We start from the raw sequence: 25,283 nt of genomic DNA, 5'->3' as shown, positions 1-25,283 counted from the left end.
TTATAATCGACTCGCCAAATGGGGTAACTATAAGACAGCAAACTAAAATACTGACCTTTTGAAAAATAATTAGATATCTTAAAACGATTAAAATTATCGTTCAGATAAAAGAAGTCTAATAGGTTAAAAAATAGAGCTAAAATAAAATGTACAATTAAAGTAATTTTGATAAAGAAAGTAATTGTCAATTCCATACGCAGACTTATTAAGTTATTGTATAATTTTTCAATTTTCAATCTTACAACATGGCGAGTATTTCTTAACCAATATGTTTTTGAAAACCAAAAGAAAAACTTTGTTTAACTTTTGTTATCTAAAATTAAGAAATACAAAAACATAAAACAAGCATAAAATTCTTATAATTTATTCTTAAATCTATATTTACTGAATAACGTAAGACTCAAAACATCAGAATTTACAGTACTTTTAACAAAATTAAGTTGCCAATCTTTCATTAAACAAAATATTAAACAAAATATGTTAAATCGATATAAATAAAGTATAACCTTACAATTAAAATAAAATCATCGACAAAACTATCCGTAATACAGCCCAGAAACATCATTCTTTTTTCTATAAAATTCTAAATCTTAAAATTTTGATGAATTTTCAAAAATCAAGTAGAAATACGGGGTCGAAACTTCATTAAAGATTAAACAAAAGTTAAAATAAAAAAAAGGCAGACAATTAGTTGATAATTGCCTGCCTTATTAAAAGGAATATATAAATTAACCTAAGATTCTAAAATTTGATTAATTTGACTAAATAATTGCCCATCACTTAAAAAAGCACCTTGTTTAATCAATTCAAAAATCGAATAATTTCGTTCATCTGTAAATACTTTTTTCCCAACTTTCATTTCGATATTTTCAGTAAACATATTATCACTAAGCCATTGAAGTCCATCTTTAGTTAAAAAGTCAACTTCTGGAGAAAACGACTTCAAGACAATCGATTGTATATAAGTATCGAAACAACGAAACAGAAATATATGATTTTTAGAGAAATGCTCCAAATATTCTGCTCTTGATAATACCCCTTCCCAAATTAAATCTGAAAAAACATCAAGTTCCTGTTCTGCAACTTCTGGCTTATTAACTTTTAGTTCTTCCCATTCTTTTCTATCGATTGCTTGTGTAGCCAAAAAGCTTGCAAATTCAGCATGTAATTCGTCAAACTGCTCTTTTGTTAATCTTGCGTATTTCATCTTTTTTATGCTTTACGCTTTAAGCTATAAGCCTCATATTTAAATAGGACAGCATAACCCAAAGACTAATTATTTCTTTATAAAAAAAAATCCCGATTTGCATCGGGATTTCTATATCGTATTTAAAACTATTACTTTTCAGCAACAATTTCGTAAGGTAACTCAACGATTACATCTCTGTGTAAACGAATTGTAGCATTGTATTTACCAGTACGTTTTACAACACCGCTAGTGATGAATTTTCTATCGATAGCATTACCAGATTTCTCTAAAGCTTCAGCGATATCGATGTTAGTGATAGAACCAAAAAGTTTCTCTCCACCAGCTTTTGCAGTAAGTTTAATTTCAAGAGCTTTTAATGTTTCAGCTAATGCTTTTGCATCAGCAACAACTTTAGCTTCTTTGTGTGCTCTTTGTTTTAGGTTTTCAGCTAAAACTTTTTTAGCAGAAGGAGTTGCTAAAGTAGCAAAACCTTGAGGAATTAAAAAGTTACGACCGTAACCAGGTTTTACAGATACTACATCATCTTTAAATCCTAAGTTCTGTACGTCTTGTTTTAAAATAATTTCCATGTTGTTGTCCTTTATATTTCAGAAGTTAGGTTCCATTTAACCGGAAACCAACAACTATTTTTTTTTAATATACTATTTTAATAAATCGGCCACGTATGGCATTAAAGCTAAGTGACGAGCTCTTTTTACAGCTACAGAAACTTTTCTTTGGTATTTTAATGAAGTTCCAGTTAAACGACGAGGAAGAATTTTTCCTTGCTCATTTACGAATTTCAATAAGAAATCAGCATCTTTATAATCGATGTATTTGATTCCTGATTTTTTGAAACGGCAATACTTTTTAGTTTTGTTAGTTTCAATGTTTAAAGGCGTTAAATATCTGATATCTCCGTCTTTTTTTCCTTTTGCAGATTGCTCAATTGTAGACATAATAATTACGCTTTAGTAGATTTTAATTTTGCTCTTCTTCTCTCAGCCCATGAAATAGCATGTTTGTCTAAACTTACAGTTAAGAAACGCATAACTCTTTCGTCACGTCTGAATTCAGTTTCAAAAGCTAAAAGAACTTCTCCAGCTACTTTGAATTCGAATAAATGGTAAAAACCACTTTTTTTGTTTTGGATTTCGTAAGCCATCTTTTTAAGACCCCAATCCTCTTTCGATACCATTTCAGCTCCTCTACTAGTAAGAAATTCTTCAAATTTCGTTACTGTTTCCTTCACCTGAACCTCAGATAAAACGGGATTTAAAATGAAAACAGTTTCATAATGATTCATAAATAAAAATTTTTATTTGTTAAAATTGGGTGCAAAAGTAAGCATTTAATTTACATCCACAACATTTTTTTCCTTTTATTCGTCATAATGCAAAAAATATACCTCAACCTTAGTTTTTTTTACAAAAAAATAATACATTTACTACTGCTATCCTGAATTTATTCTAAATTTAAATGTTATGAAACTAAACTGTGTTGTTGTAGATGATAGTTCTATACAAAGGACAATTATTGCCAAATTGGTAAATAATCACCCAGGCTTGCATTTAATAGGGGACTTTTCTAATGCAATTGAAGCAAAAAGTTGTATCTCATTAAATAATATTGACTTAATATTTCTTGACATAGAAATGCCAGTTATTAATGGCTTTGATTTTCTTGACGGATTAAAATCAAAACCACAGATTATATTTATTACCTCCAAAGCCGAATATGCCCTAAAAGCTTTCGACTACGACGCTACCGACTATCTTCAAAAACCAATTGCAGTTGATCGTTTTAATGCTTCTGTAAAAAGAGCTATTGACATGCATTTGCTTAAAAAAGATATCAAAGAAGAAGAAGGAGAGCATATATTCATCAAAAGTAATCTTAAAAAACTTAAAATCTTCACTTCAAAAATAAAATGGATTGAAGCTTTTGGAGATTATGTCAGAGTAGTTACAGAAGACGACAGTAATCTGGTTCTTTCTACTATGAAATCTTTTGAAAATGATTTATCAAAAGACAAGTTTATTCGCGTTCACAAATCATACATTATTAATATAGATAAGGTTGAACGCTTTAATAGCAAATTTGCTGAAATTGGCATCACCAAAATACCTTTAAGCCGCAATAAAAAAGAAGATTTGGTAAAAGCACTTTCTACATCTTCTTAATTGGCGTTTTAATAAAAATCTACATTAATCACAACTTTTATAGCTCTATATTGAGCCACAGCTTCAAAACTATTCAGCATTTTCTGAATAGTTTTTTTTGTATTACCCAAATGAACATTATGCGGAATTTTAATCAAAATTGTTCTGATGTATTCGTTTCGAATTCTGCTTATCGCTGGTTCTTCAGGACCTAAAACGGGCATTCCTAAGTTTTGGCTCAAAACCTGATACAGCCACATAGAACCTTCTTTTAGTTTTTCAAAATCTTTGTGTTTTAGCGTAAGCTTTATAATCCTGAAATAAGGCGGATATTTATAGATTTGTCTGTCGTAAAGCTGTTCCTTATACATACCTATATAATTATTGTCTGTAACCTGCTGGATCGTATTATGATTTGGATTATAAGTCTGAATAACTACTTTCCCTTGTTTTTCTGATCTTCCTGCCCTTCCCGCAACTTGTGTCATCATTTGAAAACTGCGCTCAAAAGCTCTAAAATCTGGATGATGAAGCATATTATCTGCATTCATAATTCCGACCAACCCTACGTTATCAAAATCAAGTCCTTTGGCTAGCATTTGGGTACCCACCAAAACATCAATTTCACGATTTTTAAATGTATCTATTATCTTTTCAAAACCAAATTTTCCGCGCGTAGTATCCTGGTCCATTCTAGCTGTTTTTGCTTTCGGAAAAAGAGATATCAACTCCTGCTCTATCTGCTCGGTTCCAAATCCTTTTGTGGTCAAATCAATACTCGAACAGTTATGGCAATTAGTCGGCTTAGCAATCGAATAACCGCAATAATGGCATCGAAGCTGATTTTTATGCTTGTGATAAGTTAAACTCACATCGCACTGCTGGCAATGCGGAACATGCCCGCAAGTCATACATTCTATTATAGGAGAATATCCTCTTCTGTTTTGAAATAAAATAACCTGCTCACCCAATGACAAAGATTCCGCAATTTCATCTATTAAAAGATCGCTAAAATGCCCTGTCATTCTTTTTCTGAAATGCTTGTCTTTTATATCAACCAAAAGCACTTCAGGCAAACGCACATTTTTATAGCGTTCAGAGAGAGTTACCAATCCATATTTATCATTTTGAGCATTAAAATACGTTTCAATACTTGGTGTTGCCGAACCCAATAATACTTTAGCATTATGAAAATTAGCCAGCACAATTGCCGCATCTCTTGCATGGTATCTTGGTGCTGGATCAGTCTGTTTAAAAGTCTGTTCGTGTTCTTCGTCAACAATTAATAGTCCTAGATCGTTAAAAGGCAAAAACAAAGCCGACCTTGCTCCTATTACGATTTGCGCTTTTGGCGAATTTTCGAGTGTTTGCCTCCAAACCTCAACCCTTTCATTATTGCTATATTTAGAATGAAAAACAGCTACTTTATCACCAAAATGAAGACGCAATCTCGAAACCAGCTGCGTCGTAAGTGCAATTTCTGGAAGCAAATACAAAACCTGTTTTCCAGTCTGGAGATATTCCTCAATCAGTTTGATATAAATTTCTGTTTTCCCGCTCGATGTCACACCATGAAGCAGACAAACTTCTTTTTCTAAAAAGCTATTTTTAATTGCTGAAAAAGCATTCTGCTGCGCATCACTTAAATGAAGTTCTTTTTCTGATTTTTCTCCATTAAAGGTCACGCGGTCGTGCTGCAGATAATACTCTTCAAATATTTCTTTTTCTATTAAGGATTTTACAGCTGCCGATCCTGCATTTGAGACTTCAGTAAGCTTTTTTACCGTAATTGGCTTTTTTTCTGAGGCACTGATTTGAAAATAAGACAAAACTATTTCTTTTTGTTTAGTAGCATTTTTCAATACCGTCAGCAGTTCTTGCAAACCACTATCCGATTCGTATTTGGAATGTAATTTTACGTATCGAACCAGTTTTGGTTTGTACGTTTGTTTTATTTCTTCATCCAAAAAAATAATATCTTTCGCAATCAGTTTTTGCAGAATAGGAAGTATATTTTTTCTATTTAAAATAGAAGCAATTTCCTGAACTTTTAATGAACTCTGATGATGCAAAGCTTCATAAATTAAAAATTCATCATCAGAAAGTTCACTATCATTTACTACAACATCTGGTTTATGCGAAATAATGGTTTCACTTTCCAGCAATAATCCGCTTGGAAATGCGCCGCGATAAACATCTCCGATACCACACATATAATAATTGGCCACCCAAAGCCAGTGTTTAATCTGAATTTCGGTTGCAATTGGTTTTTCATCCAAAATCTGATGAATTTCTTTAGCCTCATATAATGTTGGAGCATTTTCATGAACATCCAGAACAAGAGCCGTGTAGATTTTACTTTTACCAAATGGCACAGCAACACGCATTCCTTTTTTTATGAAATGATATTCAGCCTCAGAAACTCGGTATGTAAAAGTTTTTGCTAAGGAAAGCGGTAAAATGACTTCGATGAAATGCATGGAGAAAATTATAAGAGAAATATTCCTCTAAGAAAGAAAACACAGGTACATGTATCTAATAAATAAGCCATTAAAAATCAATCTTCTTATTTTTAAAACTTCTGTTAGCTTTAATTTCAGACACAATATCATCAGCACTTTTTTCTGAGGCAAATGCGCCAAAAGATTTGTAAAAATTATTCTCTTTCGCTTTATTTGTTTTTATTGATTTTGTAAGTCGTTCTATAAGCTCAATTTTATTAGAAAAGCTCAATCCTTCAAATAAATTTGAATACGACTCAAGTATATGTTTATCCGTTACAGTCATTTTATCACTCTTTTATATTGTTTCAAATATACGCAAAATAAACTATTAATCTTTTTGTGCTTTGCTGAGATAATCCTGAACTAGCTTCAATGTATGGCTTATAGATTGATTTGTAGTTCCGCCGTCATGCCCTGGAATTACAAATTTTGGGTTTTTAAATTTCGACTGAACTTTTTTAATAGATTTCTCCCATTCTTTAACATCAGCATCACCTAAATAACCTAAATCTCTTGCTTCAGCACTTTTTATAAAACATCCACTATAAAGAATTTTCTCTTTTTCGAACCAAGCCACAATATTGTCTGGCGCATGACCTTTACCGGGATAATATACCTCAAATTTATATTGTCCAACCTTAAAAATAGTATCATTTGGAATTACAAATTCGGCTCTTGGCTCTTTCTTATTCTTAAGAATTTCGTCTGTTAACTTGCCTGAATAGGTTTTAATTCCTTTTTTTCTATAAAAATCCAATCCGCCAGCGCGATCATCATGCGAGTGCGTCGCAAAAACCATTACAATATTTTTGTTATGCTTTTTCTTGATACTATCCAATAAAGGTTGAAACTGCGTTTTATCCCAAGGCGCATCAAACAGCACTGCACCTTTATCTGTAACTACATACATGGCATTGGCAGAAATCTTAACACCTTTATAATCATTAAAAGTCTTATAAACATAAAAGTCACCCGTAAGATGACTTATTTGTAATGGCGAATTCTTAGATTGTCCGAAGCTATTTGAAACTATAACTAAGAATAAAATTATCGAAGCTAATTTTCGCATTTATATTTTTAAATTAATTTTTTACTCTCGTCCAATATTGTGTTCTTCCCATTATAGAGACTCCCACATAACCGCGAAGTTTTAATTTGTCAGGAGACTCTAAAGTAATGTAACATTTGTATTTTTTACCGCTTGTAGGATCTAAGATTGTTCCGCCATTATATTCTGAACCGTCTTTTTTAAGTCCATTCATAATGACCATTCCTAAAATTGGCTTATTTTTTTCGGCTCCGTCACATTTTGTACAAACATCTTTTTTATGACTGTCACGAAGAATATCGATCACCTTACCATAAACTTTTCCTGATTTCTCGTAGATTTCTACGATTGATTTTGCTTCACCTGTTTCATCGTCAATTGTTTTCCATTTTCCAATTACACTTTGGCTTTGCATGGTTAAGGCAAATAAGAACACACCGATAGTTAGCATCAAATTTTTCATATTATTTTTCTTTTTTTTGTTTTAATTTTCTGATAGAAGCATTCAGTTCGAACCCTAAAAGCAGAATCATACAGTTTATCCAAATATAAAACATTAGAATTAATAATGTCCCAATAGAACCATAAAGTTCGTTATATTTTGAAAATTTTATAACCCAAATTCCAAAAAAGAACGAAGATATAACAATTAAGATCGTTGTAAAAACAGAACCAATACTTATAAAAGGCACTTTATTATACTGCTTTGTACCATAACGCAATAGTATTGAAGATGTTATCAAAATCATTAAAATAACAAACAAATATCGGCCCAAAATAATCAGCGGAATTCTATCGCTCAGCACATCCTGAATAATTGTCTTCTGAATAAAAACCTCAAAAACTACAATTGTTGCCACCGTTACAAACAAAATAACAGTCATTACGAGAGAAATAGCCAACGCTACGAGATATTGGCTAAAAAACCCGCGTTTATCAAATACGTGTTTAGAAGATTCAAAACCGCTCAGAATTCCGTTAATTCCATTAGCCATTAAAAAAATCGAAAGCAAAAATCCCGATGATAATAGCCCTGAATGACTATTATTTAAAATATCGCTGATAATTTTACTGATGGCATCATACGTATTTGGAGGAACACTTTGCTGCACAAACAATAAAAAATCTGCCTGAAAATTGTCTATTGGAATAAACGGAATTAAGTTTAAAATAAATAAAGCAAAAGGAAATAATGCCATAAAAAAGCTAAACGAAACCGCGCTGGCATGGTAGGAAAAAGCGCCTTCAAGAATTCCTAAAGTGTACATTTCCATTAAATCATACAGCGAAAAACCTTCAAGCCAAGGCAGTTTTACTTTTTTTAAAAGTCGGGCCAAAGAGCGCACAACAGGCAGTTTCTCAATCCGAGCTTCTATCTCTTTTGACATATTTTTTGATTTTAGATTTTAGAGTTATGATTTTAGATTAAACCCTACTTTAAGTTCAATTTCTCATAACTTATAATTCAAAATTCATACCTCATTAAAAAGCCTTTAAACTCAAATCCATATTATAAACAGAATGAGTCAAAGCCCCAGACGAAATGTAGTTTACACCGCACAAAGCATATTCTCGGATTGTTTTTTCGTTGATATTTCCAGATGATTCGGTTTGGCATTTTGTTCCAATCAACGCAACAGCCGTTTTGGTGTCTTCGTAATTAAAGTTATCAATTAAAATTCTGTGAACGCCATCGCTTTGTAAAATCTCTCTGATTTCGTCTAAACTGCGAGCTTCAACAATAATTTTAAGATCAAGATTATTCTCTTTTAAATATTCTTTCGTTTTAGAAATCGCACGCGTAATTCCACCAGCAAAATCAATATGATTGTCTTTCAACATCACCATATCATAAAGTGCAAAACGATGATTTTCACCTCCACCAATTTTTACAGCCCATTTTTCTGCAGCTCTAAAATTTGGAGTTGTTTTTCTAGTATCCAATATTTTAGCACCGGTTCCTTCTAACAATTCAACATATTGACTGGTTTTGGTAGCAATAGCCGACATTCTCTGCATGGTATTCAAAACCACTCTTTCTGCTTTTAAAATAGACTGCGAGCTTCCGGAAACTTCAAAAACAACTTCACCATATTCTACGTGTGTTCCATCTTCGATAAAAGTCTTTACTTTTAATTTTGGATCTACATGTTCAAATATCATTTTAGCAAGCGCAACACCAGCAATTATTCCTTGGTCTTTCACCAATAATTTTGCCTGACCGTGTGCAGTATCAGGAATGCAGGCCAGCGAACTATAGTCGCCCGTGCCAACATCTTCTCTAATGGCATTGCTTATTAAAAGTTGTAATTCTGCTTGAAATTGGGCTTCGCTTATCATTTTTCTATTTTTAATAATATGCTAAATTAGGACATATTTTATCGATTTAAAAGTTTCCTTTCTGCGAAAAGTTTCTTATTAACTTAATTTTATATTTAGCCACAGATTATCAGGATTAAAATGATTTAAAAAAATCTGTGGTAATCTGTGTAATCTGTGGCTTGTTATTTTTTCAAGCAAATCTGCCAAAACAATTCAAAACATTAAATATCTTTGAAGTTCAATCAAGCAAAATTTATGGGATTAATTAAAGATATTTACTCGGTTTCTTTTTACGAAAAATTTGGTCAGGCTGTCGCCGAAGTTTATCCTTCTTTCGATAAACAAAAATTCATCGAAACGATTTATGAAGGCGATTTTTCGGGAAAAGAATGGAAAGAAAGAATGAAACACACAACTGTTGTTTTCCATCAGTTTATGCCACAAAATTTTCCTGAAGCTACCGCTTTAATTGATAAAATCATTGATAATCTGAGAAAAAACAATTTTGCAGACAGCAATCTAGCGTTCATTTTCTTTGCCGATTATATCGAAGTGTACGGTTTAGACGATTTTGAAACTTCGGCGAAAGCCTTTTTATCAATCACACAATTTATAAGCTGTGAGTTTGCCGTTCGTCCTTTTATTTTAAAATATAAAGAAAGGATGATTGACGAAATGACAAAATGGTCTTTGCACGAAAATCACCATGTACGCCGATTAGCAAGCGAAGGTTCACGACCTAGATTACCTTGGGCAATGGCGATTCCGTTCTTAAAAAAAGATCCGAGTTCTATTTTTCCAATTCTAGAAAATCTAAAAAACGATCCTTCAGAATATGTTCGCCGAAGTGTTGCCAATAACCTAAATGATATTGTAAAAGATAATCCAGCGATTGTTCTCGAAATCGCAAAAAGATGGAAAGGACAAACCAAAGAAACCGACGGAATTATCAAACACGGATGCCGTACTTTACTAAAACAAGGTCATCCGGAAATCTTAAGTCATTATGGTTTAGAAAGTACCAATATTGAACTTTCTTCTTTCGAAATTAAAACGCCTAAAGTAAAAATTGGAGATTATCTGCAGTTTCATTTTCACTTAAATAATAAAAATGAAGATCCAAAAACGATTCGTTTAGAATATGCTGTGCATTACAAAAAAGCGAAAGGACATTTAGCTAAAAAAGTCTTTAAAATCAGTGAGAAAATCTATCATCCGAACCAATTAACCAAAATTGAAAGAAACCAGTCTTTTAAAATCATTACGACACGTGTTTTTCATACCGGAATTCATCAATTGTCTATTATTATTAATGGAACTGAAAGTGAGGTTTTGGAGTTTGAATTGATTGATTAAGTCTACTCCGGAGGAGTAAAATATTTATAGAAAAAGCAATCGAAAGAATAGAAAAAAGCTCCAGAGGAGCGACACGTTTCACCCCGATGGGGTTTGATTTTTAGATAATGGTATTTGTTCTATAAATATTTAGCCCTTCCAGGGCTTATTATCCATGCCACTAAATTTATTAAAATGATTTTCCTTATTTTTATAAAACAAAAAATCAAAAACAAATTTCTTAATCTAAATTAAGTCAGAGCCAAACACAACTCTATTAATTTTGTTTCAACTAAACAATACCACATGTCAAATATCAGTTTAATTATCGAAGAACGTGCTGCCAACATTGGCAATTTTATGGTAGGTAGATTATTGCCTTTCCGCGAAAAAAGAGCCGTTGGACCATTTGTTTTTATCGATCATATGGGACCGGCACATTTAAGTGACCACGAAAACATGGATGTTCCGCCGCATCCGCATATCGGACTTTCAACTCTTACTTTCCTGTTTGAAGGAAGCATTATGCACCGCGATAGTTTAGGAACAGAATTGGAAATAAAACCTGGCGCGGTAAACTGGATGACAGCCGGAAAAGGAATCGTTCATTCTGAAAGAACGCCTGAATATTTAAGACATTCAGACAAAATGCTTCACGGGTTGCAGATTTGGGTGGCGCTTCCGAAGGAATTAGAGCAAATGGATCCCAACTTTACACATGTTGAAGCAGAGGATATTCCGGCTTGGGAAGAAAACGGAGTTTCTTATAAATTAATTGCCGGTGAAGCATTCGGAAAAAAATCTCCTGTTCCTGTTTATAGTCCATTATATTTTATTGAAATTAAAAGTAAAGCAGCTGCAAAAATTAATATCGGAAAAGATTTATTTGGCGAAAGCGGATTATATATTTTGGAAGGAAGCATTAAAAACGGCGAACATGTTTACGATCCGAGACAAATTTTAATTACAAACGACAGTACACTTTGCGAGTTTGAAATGGCCGAAAATTCTACTGTTTATATTTTTGGAGGACAGCCTTTTCCTGAAGAACATTTTATCTTTTGGAACTTTGTTTCTTCAGATAAAAACCTCATCGAAAAAGCAAAAATGGACTGGACAAACCAAACTTTTCCAAAGGTTCCAGGCGAAACAGAATTTGTGCCATTACCCGAACCAAGAATTAAATAATGATGGATACAATTAAAGCTACAATCGACACCCGAAAATATCGTACAGAAATAACATCTAAAACTGGTAATATCCTTATCTCGGACGAGCCTCAGGAAATAGGCGGAAAAAATTTAGGATTTAGTCCTTTTGAGCTTCTGGCTTCGTCACTCGCTTCCTGTACTTTAATAACCTTACGAATGTATATTGACCGCAAAGCTTGGGACGTTCCTGAACTTACTATTTGGGTCGATTTTGAAAAAAATGAAGAGCATACCGTTTCTTTATTTTCAACAAAAATTCTAATTACAGGAAATGTAGACGATACGCAAAGACAACGCATTATTAAAATTGCTAACAGTTGTCCTGTTCATAAAACACTTAAAAACACGATTAATATCGAAACTTCATTAGTATAAAAATTATGGAAATTCAACAGATAAACGATACAAAAAAGGGCTATTTTGAAGCTCTGGAAGATGGCAAACAAGCCGGACAAATGACTTATACTTGGGCCGGAAATGACAAATTTATTATCGACCATACAGAAGTAAGTCCGGAATTTAACGGAAAAGGTGTTGGTAAAAAATTAGTTATGGCAGCGGTAGATTATGCCCGAGCAAATAATGTAAAAATTATTCCGCTTTGTCCTTTCGCGAAAAGCGTATTTGATAAGGTTGAAGATATCAGAGATGTGCTTTCTTAATCTAAGGTACAAAGGTTCTGAGATGCTAAGGTGCTAAGTTTTTTTTTAGCGCAGAGGCAAGCTTGGCTAAGATTTACACAAAACAAGCAAAGTTTTTTTTGCCACAAATTTCGCAAATTTTCACAAATTATCTATGAATAAATTAATTTGAGAAAATTTGCGAAATTTGTGGTTTTAATTTTATTTTAATCCCTGGTACTTTCTTAATTAAGGAACAAAGGTTCTGAGTAACATAGGCACAAAGGTTTCTTGTAGAGGCGCACTGCAGTGCGTCTTTAACATTTTATAAGCCTCTGGTTCATTTCGAAACTTTGTCGCTTTGTAACTTTGCATCTTTGCATCTTTGTAGCTTTGAACCTCAGAGAAAAATCGTATATTTGCGCGTAATTTAATCTTAGAGTATGACAAGAATAATTACAATTTTCTGTTTTTTGATAACACAAATCGGCTTTTCTCAATCGGCTGAAAGTTATTTAGAAAAAATCAGAAATAATGAAGCGCTCTTAACAGCTTTTTTTCAGCAAATGCCAAAAGGAGGCGATTTACACCACCATTTTTCAGGATCAGTTTATGCAGAACCGCTTTTAGAAAGAGCAATTGCAGAAGATTTTTATTTGAATTTGGAAACTTTGGGAGTTTCTAAAACAAAACCTTCAAATGAACCTTGGGAAAAATTTTCTTCTCTAAAAAATCAAAGTAAATTAGACTATTACCAACAGCTAATCATGCAAACTTGGTCTATTAAAGATTATAATGGTTCTGTACCTTCAGATGATTTATTTTTTGATTCTTTCATGAAATTCGAACCAACAATTGCAGGTCATTTTGCAGAGGGAATGTTAGAACTTAAAAAGCGTGCTATTGCCGAAAATGTAAGTTACATCGAAACACAATTATCTACAATTCCGTGCGATATGAATGTTTCTGATTTAGCCGATTTCAACACAAAATTACGAGAAGCAGCAAACCAGAAAGACGAAAAAACGGTCTTAAAACTTTTAGACGAATTGTATAAAGCGCTTCAGAAAAAAGAAGCTCGAAAATACGCTGACGATTTCAACAACAATTTCTTAGCAAAACTGCATAAAGATTTGAAAATAGATGACGAAAAATTCACCATGCGTTATCAAAACTTTGTATTACGTTTTATGGAACCAGTCGATTTGTTTAAAAACTTAACGATTGCTTTTATTTCGTCAAGCGAAAGTAAACTAACTGCTGGAATTAACATTGTTTCTCCAGAACATGGCGAAAATTCTATGAAAGATTATTGGTTGCACATGGTCATGTTTAAATATTGTCATACTAAATTTCCAGCTGTAAAATATACGCTTCACGCAGGCGAATTGACTTTAGGTTTGGTTCAGCCAGAAGAGTTAACTTGGCACATTAACGATGCTATTCATGTAGCAGGCGCTAATAGAATTGGTCATGGAGTTGATATCGCTTACGAAGCCAATTCGTATGATTTACTGCGTTATATGTCTAAAAATAATATTCCGATCGAAATTAATTTAGCGAGTAACGAATTCATTTTAAAGGTCAAAGAAAACAGACATCCGTTTACACTTTATAAAGAATTCAATGTTCCAATCGTAATCAGCACAGACGATGCGGGAATCTTAAGAACTAATATGACTGAACAATATGTTTTATTGGCAAAAAGATATCCTGACGTGAATTACGAAACGATAAAAAATTACGTTTATAACAGCATTAATTATAGTTTTATTCAGGATGAATCGGTGAAAAAACAATTGATTAAAGATCTTGATAACAGATTTAAAATTTTTGAAGCTAAATTTAAAAACTAAAAACTGTCCAATCTGTGCGATGAATATTTCACGCAGATTTTAAATGGATTTAAGCGGATTAACGCAGATCTTATTAAATATTTATATCAAAATTAAATCTGCGTAAATCTGCAAAATCTGCGTAAAAAAAATATACACATGATTCTAGAAGCCGCATTTCTTTATGTTAAACCCGAATTAGCAAATCAATTTGAAGTTGATTTTGCTAAAGCAAGTCAGTACATTTCGTCAATTGATGGATATTTAGGACATCGATTGGAAAAATGTATGGAAGTAGAAAACAAATATCTTTTATTAGTTGACTGGAATACTTTAGAAGATCACACAGTAGGTTTTAGAACTTCAGAAGCGTATTTAGAGTGGAAAAAGATTTTACATCATTATTACGAACCGTTTCCGATTGTAGAACATTTTGAAACTGTTTTTGAGAATAAAGAATAGTTTTTTATGCTACAGATAATACAGATTAAAGGATTTTTAAAAGTTGCCACGAATTTCACAAATTTGCACAAATTTTTATTCCACTTTTTGAGTAAAATTAATTTGCGGAATTCGTGACAAAAAAAATCCTTTTAAATCCTTTTAATCTGTGGCTAAAAAAGTCTCCCGCTCCCGATAGTTATCGGGATTGCAGATCAGGCAGATTTAATTTGTGTTAATTTGTGAAATTTGTGGCTAAAAAAAAAATTGAATCCGTGGCTAAAAAACAAACACAATGAATATAAAACTTATAGCTATAGGCAAAACAGATAACAAATCGTTGCAGACTTTGATTGACGATTATACCAAGCGTTTGTCATTTTACATCAAATTTGATTTGGAGATTATTCCCGACATCAAAAACGTAAAAAACTTGTCTGAAAGCCAGCAAAAAGAAAAAGAAGGTGAATTGATTTTGTCCAAACTTTCAGCAACCGATCAGCTGATTTTATTGGACGAAAATGGAAAGACATTCTCAAGCGTTGGATTTTCAGAAGAATTACAAAAGAAAATGAATTCGGGTGTTAAAACACTGGTTTTTGTAATTGGCGGTCCTTATGGATTTTCTGAAACGGTTTATAAAAAAGCGCTGGGAAAAGTTTCGCTTTCGCTAATGACGTTTTCACATCAAATGGTGCGATTATTTTTTATCGAACAACTCTACCGCGGGTTCACGATTTTACGAAATGAGCCTTATCATCACCAATAATTTTAGTATTCAGTGTTCAGCTTTTTTTAGTGTTCAGTATTACAAAATAAACTCTACTGGAAGTCTATCGAGATTAGAAGTTACATATTTGTGCAACAAAATTTTGTATCGAATATATTCTTCGTAGCTCATATTCTTGTCAAATACAAATACTAAATTGGGTACTTTTTCAAATTTTATACTATAAAAATGTTGTAATATTTGAGTAGTATTTATTTCTCTATTCCCCATAAAAACCTGTTTTCTGCCTTTTTTGAAATAGACAACGAAATTATCTTTATTAGGCCTTTCCATTTTATAATACACTTTCGTGAAAGGAACAAAAGCTAGATTTTTCCCCACAGAATCAGCATACGAATAATAATTTTCGGCATTTTCATTTTTGTGCGCGCTATCGGCTCTTTTCTTTTCCTGCATTTTAATTACTTGTGGAATAACCAATTTCAAAGGCAAGCGTTTATCGATATTAAAAATCCAATTTGTCGAAATTATGGCGCTTTTTCTGTTTAAATCGGCAATTGTATCATTTCCTTCTTTTTTAAAGAAAATATAAATTGGAGAATGATCTTGTATGTCTTTTACAATGGTCAGGTTTGATTTTGGCAATAAAACGTCTTGTTTTTTTCCACAGGAAAAAAGAAGACAAATTATAAGTAAAGAAAGGTATTTCATATTTTTTCAGATAACAATTTTACGTAAAGTTTGTCATTCCGAGGAACGAGAAATCACACGCGGGATTCCGCAAAGCAATCTTCAATCTTTGTCGAATTTCTAGTGAGATTCCTCGTTCCTCGGAATGACAAATCTATCGTTTAAATTTTTTTTTTCAACTCATTTTACCAAACAAAGTAACACATTCCATCGCTTCTTTCACATCATGAACACGAAGAATCTTCGCTCCTTTTGTTAACGCAATTGTATTTAGAAATGTTGTTCCGTTTAAAGCTTCTTGCGGTGTAATATCAAGCGTTTTATAAATCATTGATTTTCTTGAAATTCCGGCTAAAACGGGTAATTCTAAAACATTAAAGAGCTCCATTTTCTGCATAACTTCATAATTCTGATCTATTGTTTTGGCGAAACCGAAACCTGGATCTAGAATTAAATCGTTGATTCCGAGACTTCTTGCTTTTGCTACTTTTTCAGAAAAATAAAAAAGCATTTCTTTTATAATATCATCATATTGCGTCAAGCTCTGCATCGTCTGCGGATTGCCTCGCATGTGCATCATAATGTACGGAACGTTGTATTTGGCAATAACCTCAAACATTTTAACGTCTAATTCGCCCGCTGCAATATCATTTATAATTGCTGCGCCGCTTTCTATACTTGCTTTTGCAACTTCAGCTCTAAAAGTATCTATAGACAATAGTGTTTCTGGAAAATGCTTTAAAATCAATTCAATTGCAGGAACAATTCTGTCGATTTCTTCTTGTTCGGTTACAAATTCGGCACTTGGTTTACTAGAATAGGCTCCGATATCTATAAAATCTGCGCCTTCAGAAAGCATTTTTTCTACTTGCGAAAGAATCTCAGATTCGTTTTTATATTTTCCGCCGTCAAAGAAAGAATTTGGCGTCACGTTCAGAATTCCCATTATTTTTGGGATTTCCAAATCGATCAAACGGCCTTTACAGTTAATAAACATTTTGTTTCAAGTTTTAATTTGTTTCAAGTTTCAAGTTTTATATATTTAAAGTTACCACAGATTGCGCAAGTTCAAGAACTTGAAACCTGAAACTTGAAACTATTTTAAATTGTTTCCAGTTACAGCGTTAACAATTTGTTTGGAAAAAACTTGAAACAAAGAAAACCCGAAACTTGAAACTATTTAATATTATCCCTATTTTTGAAGAAATTTTAGCAAATATACAGCATATAAATGAAGAATACTTCTCAAGAATTTGATAATGTAATTTCGGTTTGCCGAACCTTGTTTATCAATAAAATGATAGATTACGGAAGCGCATGGAGAATTTTAAGACTGCCATCGCTTACCGATCAGATTTTTATAAAAGCGCAAAGAATCAGAAGTTTACAGGAAAACGAAATCCGTAAAGTTGACGAAGATGAAAAAGGCGAATTTATCGGAATTATCAATTATTCGATCATGGCTTTAATTCAGTTAGAACTTGGAGTTGCAGATCAGCCAGATCTTGACGTTGAAAAAGCAACTGAATTATATGATGCTAAAGTAAAGGTGACCAAAGATTTAATGGAAGCAAAAAATCACGATTACGGTGAAGCGTGGCGTGATATGCGTGTAAGCTCGTTAACCGATTTGATCTTACAAAAAATCCTTCGCGTTAAGCAAATTGAAGATAACAAAGGTAAAACAATCGTTTCTGAAGGTATCGATGCGAATTATCAGGATATGATTAATTATGCTGTTTTTGCTTTAATTCTTAATCCTATTACTAAATAAAATTCCAAAAAATCAAATTCCAAATTCCAAGTTCTGAAACTTGGAATTTGGGTTTTAAAAAATTGGAATTTTAAAAATTTATATTTTTTATGAAAAACATCATTACTCAATTCTCCCGCTTATTTGTCGGTGTATTATTTATCATTTCCGGATTAATAAAACTAAACGATCCAGTTGGTTTCTCTTACAAACTTGCAGAATATTTTAGCGAACCCGTTTTCAATATGCCATTTTTAGAGCCATTGGCTTTAGGTTTGGCAATCTTTTTAGTGATTTTAGAAGTCGTTTTAGGCGTAATGCTTTTGGTTGGCTATAAATCAAAACTGACGATTTGGGCTTTATTATTACTGATTGTTTTCTTTACATTCCTTACTTTCTACTCCGCTTATTTTGACGTAGTAAAAGATTGTGGCTGTTTTGGAGACGCTTTACATTTAACGCCTTGGCAGTCATTTACAAAAGACATCGTTTTACTATTCTTTATCTTAATTTTATTCATCAATAAAAAATTAGTAAAACCTTTATTTTCAAAAATTGTAACTAACATTATTGTTTTAATAAGCATAGTTTTATGCGTATTTATGGCCGTTTGGGTTATCAATCATAATCCAATTAAAGATTTCCGCCCGTACAAAGTGGGAACCAACATCGAGAAAGGAATGGAAATTCCAGAAGGTGCTCCAAAATCGGTTGTAGAAATGATTTTCATCTACAAAGTAAACGGAGTTGATAAAGAATTTACAGAAAAAGACTTAATGAATATTCCAGAAGGAGCTGTTTTCGTTGATCGTAAAGACAAAGTAATTACTGAAGGCTACATTCCTCCTATTCACGATTTCACGATGACAAAAGACGATTCTGACTATAAAGAAGAATTATTAAAAGAACCGAAATTATTGATCTACGTTACTTACGATTTGAATTTATCGAATCCTGAGGGAATGAAAAAACTAGCAAAAGTTACGGCAGATGCAAAAGCAAAAGGTTACAAAGTAATCGGAATGACGGCTTCTGGAGCTGAGGAAATTGCCAAAGCTAAAAAAGATTATGCCTTAGATATTGATTTCTATTTCTGCGATGGAACAGCTTTAAAAACAGTTGAAAGAGCTAATCCAAGCATTGTTGTGGTTCACGACGGAACTATAGCTCAAAAAGTACATTATAATGATACTGATGATTTGAAATTGTAAAATTTCTCACAAAATATAAAACTTTAAAACTCCAATTCAATTACATTTGAATTGGAGTTTTTTTTTACTAACCTATAAGTAAAGAAAGTAATGTTTAAAAATAATATTGATATAAAAAAAGCTTAAGATAAAAAATGACTGCAAAATCAATTAGAAAAAAGACTATAATCAATTCTAAGGTAAAAACCGATAAGAAATTAGATAGTTTACAAATAATAGAATCAGAAAAACAAAAAGAACTTAGTAAGCTTACCTTTAAATTGAACATATAGCCATAGCTTTCAAATTAAAAGAATAGATTATTCCGAGCAAAAAATGAGCAAATGGAAATTATAATTTGAATTAAACATTCAAAAACACAAAAAGACTTCAATAAAAATTATTGAAGTCTTTTTTATTGAAATCTGACGTTTTTTTGATTAAAGTTTTCTCCTATGAAATAAAAATTTCTTCATTTTTTTTGTTCTAAATATATCCTTTACAAAAAAACATCTTTTTACTCCTCTACTATTACGATTTCATTCTGCTTTTTCTAACCCAAAATTGCAGTTTTGTTACAAAATAAGCGATTCTTCAAATTTTGTTAATCTGTATTTGGCTTTCAATTTGTTTCTTTAACTTTGTGAATTCAGTACCTAACAAAAAATTATTATAATTTATATATGAAACAAATTGCTTTAGCCTTAATTGCATTTATTACATTTTCTTGCTCACAAGCTCAGAAAACAAGTTTTTCTAAAGAAGCTTTGTCTGAAAAATTATTAGCTTCTGATGGAAGTCAAGTTGCATTCAAAAACATTTTAAAAAAATATAAAGGAAAAACTTTGGTTATCGAAGTTTGGGCTTCTTGGTGTGGCGACTGTGTAAAAGCAATGCCAAAATTAAAAGAATTACAAGCCAACAATCCTGATGTTTCTTACTTATTTATTTCTGCTGATAAAACAGCTGAAAAATGGAAAGCTGGAATTGAAAAACACGAATTAAACACTGGCGATCATTATATGATGAATGACGGAATGAAAGGTCTTTTTGGAAAAGCGATTGATCTGGACTGGATTCCGAGATATATTGTTGTAGATAAAACTGGAAAAATTGTTTTATACCGTGCGATTGAAACTGATTTTGATAAAATCGACGCAACTTTAAAAGTATTGAAATAATTTTCAATATCAAATTTCAAATGTCAATGTCAAAAATCAATTTCAAATATCAATTTCAATGACAATGGCAATGACAATTTCAATGGCAATGACAAAATTCAATTTTGATTTTGAATAGATTTCGTTGAAATTAAAAATTTAAACAAAAAACAAAAAAATAATATAAAACTACCAAAATGAGAAAATCGATTGTTGCAGGAAACTGGAAAATGCATAAAAATGCAGCGCAAACTGAAGAATTATTAAATGAACTAATTGCTAAAATTCCAGCAAAAACAAATGCACAAGTAATTGTAGCACCAACTTTTGTAAACTTACAAGCTGCTGCTGCAAAATTAAAAAATACAACTATCGGAGTTTCTGCTCAAAACGTTCACCAAGCTGAAGGTGGAGCTTTTACAGGAGAAATTTCTGCAGATATGTTAACAAACATTGGCGTAAACACAGTAATTTTAGGTCACTCAGAGCGTAGAGCTATTTTCCACGAAAGTGACGCTTTAATCGCAAACAAAGTTGATACTGCTTTAAAACATGATATGACCGTTATTTTCTGTTTTGGAGAAGAGTTAAAAGACCGTCAGTCTAATAATCACTTCAACATTGTTGAAAATCAATTGCGTGACGGAGTTTTCCACATTGCAAAAGAATCTTGGTCTAAAATTGTTTTGGCATACGAACCAGTTTGGGCTATCGGAACTGGAGAAACTGCTTCACCAGAACAAGCACAAGAAATGCACGAGTTTATTAGAGAAACGATTCGTAAAGCTTTTGGAGCAGATATCGCTGATGAAGTTTCTATTTTATACGGTGGTTCTGTTAAACCAGAAAACGCTAAAGAAATTTTCGGTAAACCAGACGTTGATGGTGGTTTAATTGGAGGAGCTGCTTTAAAAGCAGATGATTTCTTAGCTATCGTTACGGCTATTTAATCTTTTAGCCACAGATTAAAAGATTATCACTGATTTTTCTTAATATAAAATCTTTTTTAATCCTTTAATCTGTTTAATCTGTGGCATTAAATATATACAAAGCGTTCGCTAAAGCGAGCGCTTTTTTTATGATCGTTTTTATATGTACTATTAATTATCACGACTATAAACTGTAGAGAGAATTTATATTCACTTATATCACTTATATGGTTTAAAAAATTAAGAACTTTTGCTTTCTATTCTTATCTTTGCAAAAATTTTTTTTATGTCAAATATTTATTTAGGATATCATTTTACGATTGAGCCAAAAGAACTTGGATCAGAGATTTTAGTTGCGGAATTAGGCGAAAAAGCGTTTGAAAGTTTTACAGAAACAGAAAACGGAATTTCGGCTTTTGTGAAGAAAGATTTATGGGATGAGAATATTCTAGATGACATTTATATTTTACAATCTGAAGAGTTTAAAATTGAATATACAATTGAAGAAATCGATCAGATCAACTGGAACGAAGAATGGGAGAAAAACTTTGAACCAATCGATGTAGACGGAAAATGCCATGTTCGCGCTCCTTTTCATGCAAAAACAGACGCAGAGTTTGATATTGTAATTGAACCAAAAATGAGTTTTGGAACAGGTCATCATGAAACCACTCACATGATGATTCAGCATTTATTGGAAATGGACGTAAAAGGTTTAAAAACCCTAGACATGGGATGCGGAACGGCAATTTTAGCAATTCTGGCAGAGATGAAAGGTGCAGAACCAATTGATGCTATTGATATTGACAACTGGTGTTATTTGAACTCAATTGAAAATGCTGAACGCAATAATTGCAAACATATCAGCGTTTATGAGGGCGATGCAGCTTTATTGGCAGGTAAAAAATACGATTTGATTATTGCCAACATCAACAGAAATATTTTATTGAATGATATGCAGGCTTACGCAGATGCTTTAAATCCGAAAGGTATAATTCTTTTTAGCGGTTTTTACGAAGAAGACATTCCGTTTATCGATGCTTCATGCGTTGAGAAAGGTTTAACTTATGTTAAAAAGCTTCAGAGAAACAACTGGGTATCTTTAAAATACGTAAATTAGATACTGATAATCAATTCAGTACAAAAACTATACAATATGAGTACTAAAGAAAAAGTAAGAGAAAGAGTTCGCGAAAAAGAAGCCATTGCTTTTAATAACGAGATCATTGTATACAATGATGATGTAAATACTTTTGATCACGTAATTGATACTCTTATGCGCGTTTGCAGCCATACTGCCGAACAAGCCGAGCAATGTTCTTTGATTGTACATTACAACGGAAAATGCACTGTAAAAACAGGCCCGATTGAAAAACTTAAACCTCAATGCACACAACTTTTAGAAGCGGGTCTTAGCGCCGAAATCGTTTAATTGCAAATAATTTAAAAAGCATTCTATTTTATTCTATATTTGGAAAAAATAGAATGCTTTTTTTATGGAAGAATACGGAAAAATATTAATTATTGCAATGCCGGTTTTTTTAGCCTTGATTATTATTGAAAAAATTTATGGCATTTATAAAAAAAACGACACTGCTCCATTAATAGACAGCGTATCCAGTATAAGTTCTGGCATTACCAATTCGGTTAAAGATGTTTTGGGACTTAGCATCACTTTTCTTTCTTACGAATGGCTGGTTTCTAAAATTGCCTTACAGTATTTAGAACCAAGTGTACTCTCCTATTTCATCGCTTTTTTTGTGATTGATTTTTACGGTTATTGGAGTCATCGTCTAGCGCATCAAATTAATTTTCTTTGGAACAAACATGCCATACACCACAGTAGCGAAGAATTTAATTTGGCTTGTGCATTGCGCCAACCTATTGCAAGTCTAGTTAATCTGTTTACTTTTTTATTGATTCCTGCGGCTTTAATGGGCGTTCCTGCCTCGGTAATTGCCATTACACTCCCTCTTCATTTATTTTTACAATTTTGGTATCATACGAAACATATCAAAAAAATGGGATTTGTTGAGCATATTTTGGTAACTCCTTCGCATCATCGTGTGCATCATGCCATTAATCCAGAATATTTAGATAAAAACCATTCTCAGATTTTTATTTTTTGGGACAAACTTTTTGGCACTTTTCAGGAAGAATTAGATCATGTACCGCCAGTATTCGGAATCACAAGGCCTGCAAACACTTGGAATCCTATTAAAATAAATTTTCAGCATTTGAGTTTATTGATAAAAGATGCGTGGCGTGCCCCAAAATGGAAAGACAAACTAACCATCTGGTTCAAACCTACTGGCTGGCGGCCAGAAAACTTTGAAGAAAAATATCCTGTAAATAAAATTGAAAATGTTTTTAATTTTGAAAAATACGGTACAAACAATTCTCAAACATTAATATACTGGTCTGTTGCTCAAGTTTTAATAACATTATTATTTGTAAGTTACCTGTTTGAGAATATTGCAAAAATCGGACTTCCTAATATTTTCGTCTACGGCTTTTTTATTTTTGTAACCATATATAGTTATACTGAGTTAATGGACAAAAATAGGTTTGCGCCTCTATGGGAAGGCATCAGATTGGGTATTGTAATTTGCATTATTGGTTATTATGGAGACTGGTTTGGCTTAAATCATGTAATTCCAATTAGCAATTATATTATTTTTACCTATCTGATTGTATCTTTTTTAATGACACTTTATTTTGTCAATTTTGAATTTAAAACCAACCAAAACCAATATATCAATTCATAACCTCTAATATGAGAAATTCCTCTTTTTTTAAAATTTATGGAGCATTTAGCATAGTTTACCTTATAATTCTGCTTTGTGGCTACGAACGTTTTGATCTCTTTCTTAAGCCAATTCTGATACCTATTATCGGATTTGGAGCTTATTTTTATAGGAAATTCCCAAGTCAGAATATTTTATTGGCAGCGCTTGTACTTTCATGGCTAGGAGACGTTATTTTGCTTTTTACAGATCTTGGCGAGATTTATTTTATCTTAGGGCTTGTATGTTTTCTAACAGCACATATAATCTACTGCATTCTATTTAATAAGCAGAGAAGAATGAGAAAAAAGCAAAATAAACCCGTTTTCATTTTCGGCAGCATTTTGATCGCAATCTATTTAATTGGAATGGTGGCCGTTTTAATGCCGTATTTAGGAGATCTTGAACTTCCGGTTTCTATCTATGCATCGATAATTTCGATTATGCTTTTATTTGCCTTCAACGGATTTTTAGTTTGGGAGAAACCAGGCAATCAGCTTGTGTTTTTAGGAGCTATTTTCTTCATCATTTCTGATAGTATTTTGGCTCTAAATAAATTTTATGCTCCAATTCCTAAAAGTTCTTTTTTTATTATGCTGACTTATCTTTTGGCACAATATCTGATTGTTGTTGGAATTTTGAGACTAAATCCGAAAAAAGTACAGCAGACCATTTAATTTTCGCAACAACCTTAACCATGAAAAAAATAGCTCTTTTAATTGTTTTATTAGTCGGTGCTTCTTCTTGTGTAAGCACAAAATCAACCTTAAAAAATGTCGATGACAATGCGCCAGATTTGATTTTGAAAAAAGACAATACTTTTTCTATAACACAATTTGCTAAAGATAAAAAGTATGGTTATGATCCGGACTATCCTATTAATATATTTTTTCAAAATACAAACAGTGAAACTTTAAATGAAGCACGTTTCTTAAATGCGTTGGCTGGTCCAAATGGCGAAAAAATAACGTATGAAAGATTAGAAACCTGCTGCCCTTTCCCTACAAAAAGAAGTAATATGGGTGCTGGATTTTTGAATGTGTACGAACTGAAATGGGACGGACAGAAAAAGCCTGTGAAGCTGTATTTGAACATTTATGAAAAAGGAATTTTAATGGTTCCGATGGGATTGAGATTAAAACAATAAAATCCATTAAATTACGATGTACGGAATAACTCCTTTTATATTACTTGTAATACCTTTAATAATTCAAATAATATGGGGCACAAAATCGATTCATAAAACAACATCCTTAAAGTTCGTTTCTATTAGCATTATTACTGTTTTGCTTCAAATTCCGCTATCTTTTCTTTCGGTTTACATTGCATCAGAAAATATAAATGCTAACCCTGAATTTCAAACCAGATGCGGTTTAAT

The 25,283-nt window shown here is 32.3% G+C and carries 29 protein-coding genes; 17 read left to right on the top strand and 12 right to left on the bottom strand.

The features are described 5' to 3' along the window. Positions 1–733 precede the first annotated feature (733 nt). The 4 genes from EG814_RS05725 to rpsF all read right to left on the bottom strand — a co-directional run bounded on the left by EG814_RS05725 (position 734) and on the right by rpsF (position 2,495). A complete protein-coding gene (locus tag EG814_RS05725) occupies positions 734–1,207 on the bottom strand; it encodes a DUF6495 family protein (RefSeq protein ID WP_125719801.1) in 474 nt (157 codons plus the stop codon). A gap of 131 nt (positions 1,208–1,338) precedes the next feature. Then, positions 1,339–1,779, bottom strand: coding sequence for a 50S ribosomal protein L9 (gene rplI, locus EG814_RS05720; RefSeq protein WP_125719799.1), 441 nt, complete (start codon positions 1,777–1,779; stop codon positions 1,339–1,341). Positions 1,780–1,851: 72 nt separating this feature from the next. Further along, on the bottom strand, positions 1,852–2,148 hold the full coding sequence (gene rpsR / locus EG814_RS05715; protein ID WP_002987043.1) for a 30S ribosomal protein S18: 297 nt from the start codon (positions 2,146–2,148) through the stop codon (positions 1,852–1,854). A gap of 5 nt (positions 2,149–2,153) precedes the next feature. Further along, entirely contained in the window at positions 2,154–2,495 is a 342-nt protein-coding gene (gene rpsF / locus EG814_RS05710) for a 30S ribosomal protein S6 (RefSeq protein WP_068842999.1), read from the bottom strand. 178 nt (positions 2,496–2,673) lie between these two features. On the opposite strand from rpsF, the gene EG814_RS05705 reads away from it, so the two are divergent. Next, positions 2,674–3,372 carry a LytR/AlgR family response regulator transcription factor gene (locus tag EG814_RS05705; RefSeq protein ID WP_008463025.1) on the top strand — a complete coding sequence of 233 codons (699 nt, stop codon included), beginning with the start codon at positions 2,674–2,676 and terminating at the stop codon, positions 3,370–3,372. Positions 3,373–3,380: 8 nt separating this feature from the next. Here the strand turns inward: EG814_RS05705 and priA are convergent, their stop codons facing one another. The 6 genes from priA to nadC form a co-directional block, all read right to left on the bottom strand. Further along, positions 3,381–5,831, bottom strand: a complete 2,451-nt coding sequence (gene priA, locus EG814_RS05700; RefSeq protein ID WP_125719797.1) for a replication restart helicase PriA — start codon at positions 5,829–5,831, stop codon at positions 3,381–3,383. Between the two features lie 70 nt (positions 5,832–5,901). After that, positions 5,902–6,138 carry a hypothetical protein gene (locus EG814_RS05695; RefSeq protein ID WP_125719795.1) on the bottom strand — a complete coding sequence of 79 codons (237 nt, stop codon included), beginning with the start codon at positions 6,136–6,138 and terminating at the stop codon, positions 5,902–5,904. Positions 6,139–6,183: 45 nt separating this feature from the next. Further along, complete coding sequence (bla-B1-FLAV, locus tag EG814_RS05690; protein WP_125719793.1) at positions 6,184–6,924, bottom strand: subclass B1 metallo-beta-lactamase; 741 nt, start codon at positions 6,922–6,924, stop codon at positions 6,184–6,186. Positions 6,925–6,937: 13 nt separating this feature from the next. After that, complete coding sequence (locus EG814_RS05685) at positions 6,938–7,366, bottom strand: DUF2147 domain-containing protein (protein ID WP_125719791.1); 429 nt, start codon at positions 7,364–7,366, stop codon at positions 6,938–6,940. Position 7,367: 1 nt separating this feature from the next. Continuing rightward, complete coding sequence (locus EG814_RS05680; protein ID WP_125719789.1) at positions 7,368–8,291, bottom strand: YihY/virulence factor BrkB family protein; 924 nt, start codon at positions 8,289–8,291, stop codon at positions 7,368–7,370. 94 nt (positions 8,292–8,385) lie between these two features. Beyond that, positions 8,386–9,243, bottom strand: coding sequence for a carboxylating nicotinate-nucleotide diphosphorylase (nadC, locus tag EG814_RS05675; protein ID WP_125719787.1), 858 nt, complete (start codon positions 9,241–9,243; stop codon positions 8,386–8,388). 237 nt (positions 9,244–9,480) lie between these two features. Between nadC and EG814_RS05670 the strand changes: the two genes are divergently transcribed. From EG814_RS05670 to rlmH, 7 genes are all read left to right on the top strand, one after another. Then, entirely contained in the window at positions 9,481–10,581 is a 1,101-nt protein-coding gene (locus tag EG814_RS05670; RefSeq protein WP_125719785.1) for a DNA alkylation repair protein, read from the top strand. A 285-nt stretch (positions 10,582–10,866) separates the two neighbouring features. Further along, the gene (locus tag EG814_RS05665) at positions 10,867–11,748 is read left to right on the top strand and encodes a pirin family protein (RefSeq protein WP_125719783.1); all 882 of its coding nucleotides are present in this window, start codon (positions 10,867–10,869) and stop codon (positions 11,746–11,748) included. Continuing rightward, the gene (locus EG814_RS05660) at positions 11,748–12,146 is read left to right on the top strand and encodes an OsmC family protein (protein WP_235830916.1); all 399 of its coding nucleotides are present in this window, start codon (positions 11,748–11,750) and stop codon (positions 12,144–12,146) included. The genes EG814_RS05665 and EG814_RS05660 overlap by 1 nt, the downstream gene beginning before the upstream one ends. Positions 12,147–12,151: 5 nt before the next feature. After that, entirely contained in the window at positions 12,152–12,433 is a 282-nt protein-coding gene (locus EG814_RS05655) for a GNAT family N-acetyltransferase (RefSeq protein ID WP_125719781.1), read from the top strand. Positions 12,434–12,834: 401 nt separating this feature from the next. Further along, positions 12,835–14,247, top strand: coding sequence for an amidohydrolase family protein (locus EG814_RS05650; RefSeq protein WP_125719779.1), 1,413 nt, complete (start codon positions 12,835–12,837; stop codon positions 14,245–14,247). Between the two features lie 138 nt (positions 14,248–14,385). After that, positions 14,386–14,688, top strand: a complete 303-nt coding sequence (locus EG814_RS05645) for an antibiotic biosynthesis monooxygenase family protein (RefSeq protein ID WP_125719777.1) — start codon at positions 14,386–14,388, stop codon at positions 14,686–14,688. Positions 14,689–14,962: 274 nt separating this feature from the next. Then, complete coding sequence (gene rlmH / locus EG814_RS05640) at positions 14,963–15,436, top strand: 23S rRNA (pseudouridine(1915)-N(3))-methyltransferase RlmH (RefSeq protein WP_125719775.1); 474 nt, start codon at positions 14,963–14,965, stop codon at positions 15,434–15,436. A 39-nt stretch (positions 15,437–15,475) separates the two neighbouring features. Here rlmH and EG814_RS05635 read toward each other — a convergent pair whose 3' ends face one another. After that, positions 15,476–16,108 (bottom strand): hypothetical protein, encoded by a 633-nt coding sequence (locus EG814_RS05635; RefSeq protein ID WP_125719773.1) that lies wholly within the window; start codon positions 16,106–16,108, stop codon positions 15,476–15,478. A 154-nt stretch (positions 16,109–16,262) separates the two neighbouring features. Continuing rightward, positions 16,263–17,084 carry a dihydropteroate synthase gene (gene folP, locus EG814_RS05630; protein ID WP_125719771.1) on the bottom strand — a complete coding sequence of 274 codons (822 nt, stop codon included), beginning with the start codon at positions 17,082–17,084 and terminating at the stop codon, positions 16,263–16,265. A 234-nt stretch (positions 17,085–17,318) separates the two neighbouring features. Between folP and EG814_RS05625 the strand changes: the two genes are divergently transcribed. From EG814_RS05625 to EG814_RS05585, 9 genes are all read left to right on the top strand, one after another. Beyond that, positions 17,319–17,861, top strand: a complete 543-nt coding sequence (locus tag EG814_RS05625) for a DUF1599 domain-containing protein (protein ID WP_125719769.1) — start codon at positions 17,319–17,321, stop codon at positions 17,859–17,861. 89 nt (positions 17,862–17,950) lie between these two features. Beyond that, positions 17,951–19,051 carry a BT_3928 family protein gene (locus EG814_RS05620; RefSeq protein WP_125719767.1) on the top strand — a complete coding sequence of 367 codons (1,101 nt, stop codon included), beginning with the start codon at positions 17,951–17,953 and terminating at the stop codon, positions 19,049–19,051. Positions 19,052–19,713: 662 nt separating this feature from the next. Further along, a complete protein-coding gene (locus tag EG814_RS05615) occupies positions 19,714–20,211 on the top strand; it encodes a TlpA family protein disulfide reductase (RefSeq protein WP_125719765.1) in 498 nt (165 codons plus the stop codon). A 176-nt stretch (positions 20,212–20,387) separates the two neighbouring features. Then, the gene (gene tpiA / locus EG814_RS05610; protein WP_125719763.1) at positions 20,388–21,140 is read left to right on the top strand and encodes a triose-phosphate isomerase; all 753 of its coding nucleotides are present in this window, start codon (positions 20,388–20,390) and stop codon (positions 21,138–21,140) included. A gap of 265 nt (positions 21,141–21,405) precedes the next feature. Beyond that, the gene (prmA, locus tag EG814_RS05605) at positions 21,406–22,239 is read left to right on the top strand and encodes a 50S ribosomal protein L11 methyltransferase (RefSeq protein ID WP_125719761.1); all 834 of its coding nucleotides are present in this window, start codon (positions 21,406–21,408) and stop codon (positions 22,237–22,239) included. A gap of 36 nt (positions 22,240–22,275) precedes the next feature. Further along, positions 22,276–22,551 carry an ATP-dependent Clp protease adaptor ClpS gene (locus tag EG814_RS05600; protein ID WP_111376979.1) on the top strand — a complete coding sequence of 92 codons (276 nt, stop codon included), beginning with the start codon at positions 22,276–22,278 and terminating at the stop codon, positions 22,549–22,551. A gap of 64 nt (positions 22,552–22,615) precedes the next feature. Further along, a complete protein-coding gene (locus EG814_RS05595) occupies positions 22,616–23,887 on the top strand; it encodes a sterol desaturase family protein (protein ID WP_125719759.1) in 1,272 nt (423 codons plus the stop codon). Positions 23,888–23,895: 8 nt separating this feature from the next. Next, positions 23,896–24,582: a lysoplasmalogenase gene (locus tag EG814_RS05590; protein ID WP_125719757.1), complete on the top strand. Its 687-nt coding sequence runs from the start codon at positions 23,896–23,898 to the stop codon at positions 24,580–24,582. A gap of 20 nt (positions 24,583–24,602) precedes the next feature. Beyond that, the gene (locus EG814_RS05585) at positions 24,603–25,052 is read left to right on the top strand and encodes a 2-dehydro-3-deoxyphosphooctonate aldolase (protein WP_125719755.1); all 450 of its coding nucleotides are present in this window, start codon (positions 24,603–24,605) and stop codon (positions 25,050–25,052) included. The last annotated feature ends 231 nt before the right edge of the window (positions 25,053–25,283 follow it).

It is taken from the genome of Flavobacterium ustbae (assembly GCF_003946915.1).
Lineage (GTDB): Bacteria > Bacteroidota > Bacteroidia > Flavobacteriales > Flavobacteriaceae > Flavobacterium > Flavobacterium ustbae.
Note: the sequence above shows the minus strand (reverse complement) of the source record. Positions and strands in the feature narration are given on the sequence as shown.

What these genes read in the sequence shown, in the direction of transcription:
- EG814_RS05725 (WP_125719801.1), bottom strand. Translation starts at nt 1,207, where the DNA reads ATGAAATACGCAAGATTAACAAAAGAGCAGTTTGACGAATTACATGCT.
- rplI (WP_125719799.1), bottom strand. Translation starts at nt 1,779, where the DNA reads ATGGAAATTATTTTAAAACAAGACGTACAGAACTTAGGATTTAAAGAT.
- rpsR (WP_002987043.1), bottom strand. Translation starts at nt 2,148, where the DNA reads ATGTCTACAATTGAGCAATCTGCAAAAGGAAAAAAAGACGGAGATATC.
- rpsF (WP_068842999.1), bottom strand. Translation starts at nt 2,495, where the DNA reads ATGAATCATTATGAAACTGTTTTCATTTTAAATCCCGTTTTATCTGAG.
- EG814_RS05705 (WP_008463025.1), top strand. Translation starts at nt 2,674, where the DNA reads ATGAAACTAAACTGTGTTGTTGTAGATGATAGTTCTATACAAAGGACA.
- priA (WP_125719797.1), bottom strand. Translation starts at nt 5,831, where the DNA reads ATGCATTTCATCGAAGTCATTTTACCGCTTTCCTTAGCAAAAACTTTT.
- EG814_RS05695 (WP_125719795.1), bottom strand. Translation starts at nt 6,138, where the DNA reads ATGACTGTAACGGATAAACATATACTTGAGTCGTATTCAAATTTATTT.
- bla-B1-FLAV (WP_125719793.1), bottom strand. Translation starts at nt 6,924, where the DNA reads ATGCGAAAATTAGCTTCGATAATTTTATTCTTAGTTATAGTTTCAAAT.
- EG814_RS05685 (WP_125719791.1), bottom strand. Translation starts at nt 7,366, where the DNA reads ATGAAAAATTTGATGCTAACTATCGGTGTGTTCTTATTTGCCTTAACC.
- EG814_RS05680 (WP_125719789.1), bottom strand. Translation starts at nt 8,291, where the DNA reads ATGTCAAAAGAGATAGAAGCTCGGATTGAGAAACTGCCTGTTGTGCGC.
- nadC (WP_125719787.1), bottom strand. Translation starts at nt 9,243, where the DNA reads ATGATAAGCGAAGCCCAATTTCAAGCAGAATTACAACTTTTAATAAGC.
- EG814_RS05670 (WP_125719785.1), top strand. Translation starts at nt 9,481, where the DNA reads ATGGGATTAATTAAAGATATTTACTCGGTTTCTTTTTACGAAAAATTT.
- EG814_RS05665 (WP_125719783.1), top strand. Translation starts at nt 10,867, where the DNA reads ATGTCAAATATCAGTTTAATTATCGAAGAACGTGCTGCCAACATTGGC.
- EG814_RS05660 (WP_235830916.1), top strand. Translation starts at nt 11,748, where the DNA reads ATGATGGATACAATTAAAGCTACAATCGACACCCGAAAATATCGTACA.
- EG814_RS05655 (WP_125719781.1), top strand. Translation starts at nt 12,152, where the DNA reads ATGGAAATTCAACAGATAAACGATACAAAAAAGGGCTATTTTGAAGCT.
- EG814_RS05650 (WP_125719779.1), top strand. Translation starts at nt 12,835, where the DNA reads ATGACAAGAATAATTACAATTTTCTGTTTTTTGATAACACAAATCGGC.
- EG814_RS05645 (WP_125719777.1), top strand. Translation starts at nt 14,386, where the DNA reads ATGATTCTAGAAGCCGCATTTCTTTATGTTAAACCCGAATTAGCAAAT.
- rlmH (WP_125719775.1), top strand. Translation starts at nt 14,963, where the DNA reads ATGAATATAAAACTTATAGCTATAGGCAAAACAGATAACAAATCGTTG.
- EG814_RS05635 (WP_125719773.1), bottom strand. Translation starts at nt 16,108, where the DNA reads ATGAAATACCTTTCTTTACTTATAATTTGTCTTCTTTTTTCCTGTGGA.
- folP (WP_125719771.1), bottom strand. Translation starts at nt 17,084, where the DNA reads ATGTTTATTAACTGTAAAGGCCGTTTGATCGATTTGGAAATCCCAAAA.
- EG814_RS05625 (WP_125719769.1), top strand. Translation starts at nt 17,319, where the DNA reads ATGAAGAATACTTCTCAAGAATTTGATAATGTAATTTCGGTTTGCCGA.
- EG814_RS05620 (WP_125719767.1), top strand. Translation starts at nt 17,951, where the DNA reads ATGAAAAACATCATTACTCAATTCTCCCGCTTATTTGTCGGTGTATTA.
- EG814_RS05615 (WP_125719765.1), top strand. Translation starts at nt 19,714, where the DNA reads ATGAAACAAATTGCTTTAGCCTTAATTGCATTTATTACATTTTCTTGC.
- tpiA (WP_125719763.1), top strand. Translation starts at nt 20,388, where the DNA reads ATGAGAAAATCGATTGTTGCAGGAAACTGGAAAATGCATAAAAATGCA.
- prmA (WP_125719761.1), top strand. Translation starts at nt 21,406, where the DNA reads ATGTCAAATATTTATTTAGGATATCATTTTACGATTGAGCCAAAAGAA.
- EG814_RS05600 (WP_111376979.1), top strand. Translation starts at nt 22,276, where the DNA reads ATGAGTACTAAAGAAAAAGTAAGAGAAAGAGTTCGCGAAAAAGAAGCC.
- EG814_RS05595 (WP_125719759.1), top strand. Translation starts at nt 22,616, where the DNA reads ATGGAAGAATACGGAAAAATATTAATTATTGCAATGCCGGTTTTTTTA.
- EG814_RS05590 (WP_125719757.1), top strand. Translation starts at nt 23,896, where the DNA reads ATGAGAAATTCCTCTTTTTTTAAAATTTATGGAGCATTTAGCATAGTT.
- EG814_RS05585 (WP_125719755.1), top strand. Translation starts at nt 24,603, where the DNA reads ATGAAAAAAATAGCTCTTTTAATTGTTTTATTAGTCGGTGCTTCTTCT.